Origin of the sequence: Armatimonas sp. (assembly GCF_043760365.1) — a bacterium.
In the GTDB taxonomy this organism is placed as follows: Bacteria; Armatimonadota; Armatimonadia; order Armatimonadales; family Armatimonadaceae; genus Armatimonas.
On sequence record NZ_JAYUPA010000934.1, the window covers coordinates 1 to 2892 of the forward strand.

Consider the following 2892-nt stretch of genomic DNA (forward strand, 5'->3'; position numbering starts at 1 on the left):
GCAACAGAGAGCGAGACGCTGCTCTACCGGCTTGCAGCGGCACTTGGGATACCCATGCAGGCAACCACCTCGCTTCAGAAACAGCTCATCGCCACGCTCCGAGGCAAGCGGGTCTTACTCGTGCTGGACAGCGCGGAACAGTGCGATGGTGCCCCAGAGCAGATGCATGCGCTCCTGAGTGCGCTCCCCGAGCTACATCTTTTGGTGACGGCGCGGCGGGCACTGAACCTTCAGGCAGAGACCGTGGTTGAGGTGTCCCCGCTCTCCCCGGAGGAGTCGCACGAACTCTTTATGGTGCGCGGAAAGACCAAGCACGCAGCGTTTGCGGCGACACCCGAGAATGCAGCGGATCTGCAAAAGCTCTGCGAGCGCCTCGATGGCATTCCGCTCGCCGTTGAGCTGGCGGCGGCGCGGGTGGCGACTCTCACACCACGCGAGCTGCTTCAGCGTGCGCTCCGGGCCGCTTTAGACTCGTCGTGTGGGCTTCTTGAGGCACAGGAGCGAGAGGTCTTTGCACAGCTCTCCGTTTTTGCAGGCGGGTTTTATTTAGAGGATGCCGAGGATGTCTGCACTGCCGAGGATGTTTTAGAGAGCGTGCATGCCCTGCGCCGCCACTCGCTACTTCAGGCGGAGACCGAGACGCGTAGTCAGCGGGTGCGCTACCGTTTTCTGGAGACCGTCGGCGAGTACGCCACGGAGCGACTGGAGGAGCAAAAAGCGCTTGAGGAGCAAACGACGCGGGCACATGCGCACCACTTTGCGCACTGGGCAAGAAAAGTCCGTGGGCAGTTCCGCACCCTGACGGAGAGCGAGGCGCTGGCACTGCTAGAGCGCGAGCGACTCAACCTACAAGCCGTGCTGGGCACGCGGAGTGTGCCCACTCAGGAGCGCGGCGAGTGCGCCCTAGCGCTGGCTAGGATTACTTACCCGGCGCGGCTTTGCAAGGGCCGCGCAGGAGCCACTGGCCATGATTCTTCCGGAGTTACAGGGCACCCAAAAAGTTGAAGGCCTGGGCGAGTGGGCGGGACTGTGTCTGGATCTTCAGGAGGGTGAGCCGGCCCAAGCGGCAGCAAGTGAGTCACTGGCTCTCGCCCAGACCCTGCACGACTCCGTCGGGATTGCGCGGGCGCAGAACCTCCTGGGCCAAGTGGCGCTCTACCGGGGAGAGAAAGAAGTCGCCCAACACTACTTCACGGAGGCACTGGCTTTTTTTGAAGCCCAGGAGAGCACGGATGCGGCTTTTGTTCACAATAATCTTGGGCTGATTGAGGGCGAAGATCTCACAGGCAAGGTGCAGCGAGCTCACGCCCACTTCACCCGCGCCCTGCATCTCTACGAGCAGCACAATAATCTCCGTGGGATCGCTAGGGTTGAGAACAATGCGGGCTACGTCGCCTATCTCTGGGAGAATTTTGCCCTATCGGCTCAGCACTACCAACGAGCCAGTGCGGCGGCACGCAGGAGCGGCGATCTGGATCTGCTGGCAAAAGCCCTCAACAACGAAGGAGAAGCCGCGCAGGCGCTCGGCAATCTAGACACGGCCCACACTCTCTACGAAGAAGCACTCGCGCTCTTTTTGGAGCTAGAGTCGCCCTATGCTGACTACACACAAGATCTCCTGGAGGTACTGAGGACAAAGCAATGAGCGACGAAGAAGAAAAACTCAAGCAGGGCGATGCCGCTGTTCGCGCCAGCCAGTGGGAGACCGCGCAGCGGCTCTTTGAGGGAGCCCTAGCACTGGCGAAGAAAAACCAGAACATCAGGACTCAGGCACGTGCACTCTACAGCCTCGGTGGGCTTTTTCAGATGTTGCGCCAGTACTCGAAGGCCCAGGGCTACGCCCAGCAAGCGCTTGAGCTTTTTCAGCAAGTCCAAGACCGCGCCGGTGAGGGCAACACACTCAATGACCTGGGGAGCCTCGCACGTTTCTTGGGAAAGCCCGACGAGGCTCTGGAGTTCTTGAACCGCGCCTTGGCGATCCGGCGGGAGCTGGGAGATCGTCTGCGTGAGGCGGACACGCTTACCAATATCGGCAATGTCCATGGTGCAACCGGCGAGTACACCAAGGCTCGGGAGCACTATGAGCGTTCCCTTTCTCTCCATCAGGCCAACGGTAACAAGCGTAGTGAGGCCAATACTCTCAGCAATATCGGGACAATCTACCGACTCACCGGGCAGTTTCTCGCCGCACGCCAGCAGTACGAAAAAGCCCTCACGGTCCGCCAGCAGCTCAAAGACCCAGCAAGCGAGGCCAGCTCACTTTACAATATTGGGGTCTGTCACAAAGCCATCGGGCAGTATATCCCAGCGCTCCAACTCTACCAGAAAGCGCTGGTACTGCAAGAGCCCCTGGGCAATAAGGCCGTCGAGGCAACCACGAGGGCTGGGATCGCCAGCACCTATGCGGCGCTCTCACAGCCTGAGAAGGCGCGGGTACTCTACGAGGAAGTGCTCACGCTCCGGCGTGCTTCGGGAGACAAGCGGGGCGAAGCAACAGCGCTAAGTAATCTCGGGCAAGTCCACGCCATGCAGGAGAGGCCTGAGCAAGCACTTGAACACTTTGAGAAAGCCCAGACACTCTACCGGCAGCTCGGCGATGCGCGGGGTGAGGCGGATGCTCTGAGTAATCTGGGAGCGAGTGCTTTGCTTTTGAAGCGCTACCCAGCAGCCCTGGCGCTCTGTCAGCAGGCGCTGCCTCTGCACCAGCAGCTCTTGAACCCCAGTAGTGAGCAGCTTACCTGGGACACGCTGGGGCAGGTCCAGCGAGATCAGGGAAAACCACATGAGGCGCTAACGGCGTTTCAAAGAGCCATCGCGCTCGTGGAGCAGAGTCGGGCAAGCCTGGACACACTCACCGAAGCAAAGACCGAGATGCTTGCAGCGAGCCTGCCG

General features: G+C 60.6%; 3 protein-coding genes. All 3 read left to right on the forward strand.

Features of this window, described 5'->3' with window-relative positions:
- The coding region (locus tag ACH2EH_RS23580) for an ATP-binding protein (protein ID WP_395145635.1) at positions 1-1005 on the forward strand (1005 nt) is incomplete at its 5' end.
- Positions 968-1645, forward strand: a complete 678-nt coding sequence (locus ACH2EH_RS23585; protein WP_395145637.1) for a tetratricopeptide repeat protein — start codon at positions 968-970, stop codon at positions 1643-1645. The genes ACH2EH_RS23580 and ACH2EH_RS23585, both read left to right, overlap by 38 nt.
- Positions 1642-2892, forward strand: a 1251-nt coding sequence (locus ACH2EH_RS23590; RefSeq protein ID WP_395145639.1) for a tetratricopeptide repeat protein, incomplete at its 3' end; no start/stop codon positions are given. The genes ACH2EH_RS23585 and ACH2EH_RS23590, both read left to right, overlap by 4 nt.

Bases quoted from the DNA above. Each gene is read 5' to 3' on its own strand.
- ACH2EH_RS23585 (WP_395145637.1), top strand. From the start codon at position 968: ATGATTCTTCCGGAGTTACAGGGCACCCAAAAAGTTGAAGGCCTGGGC.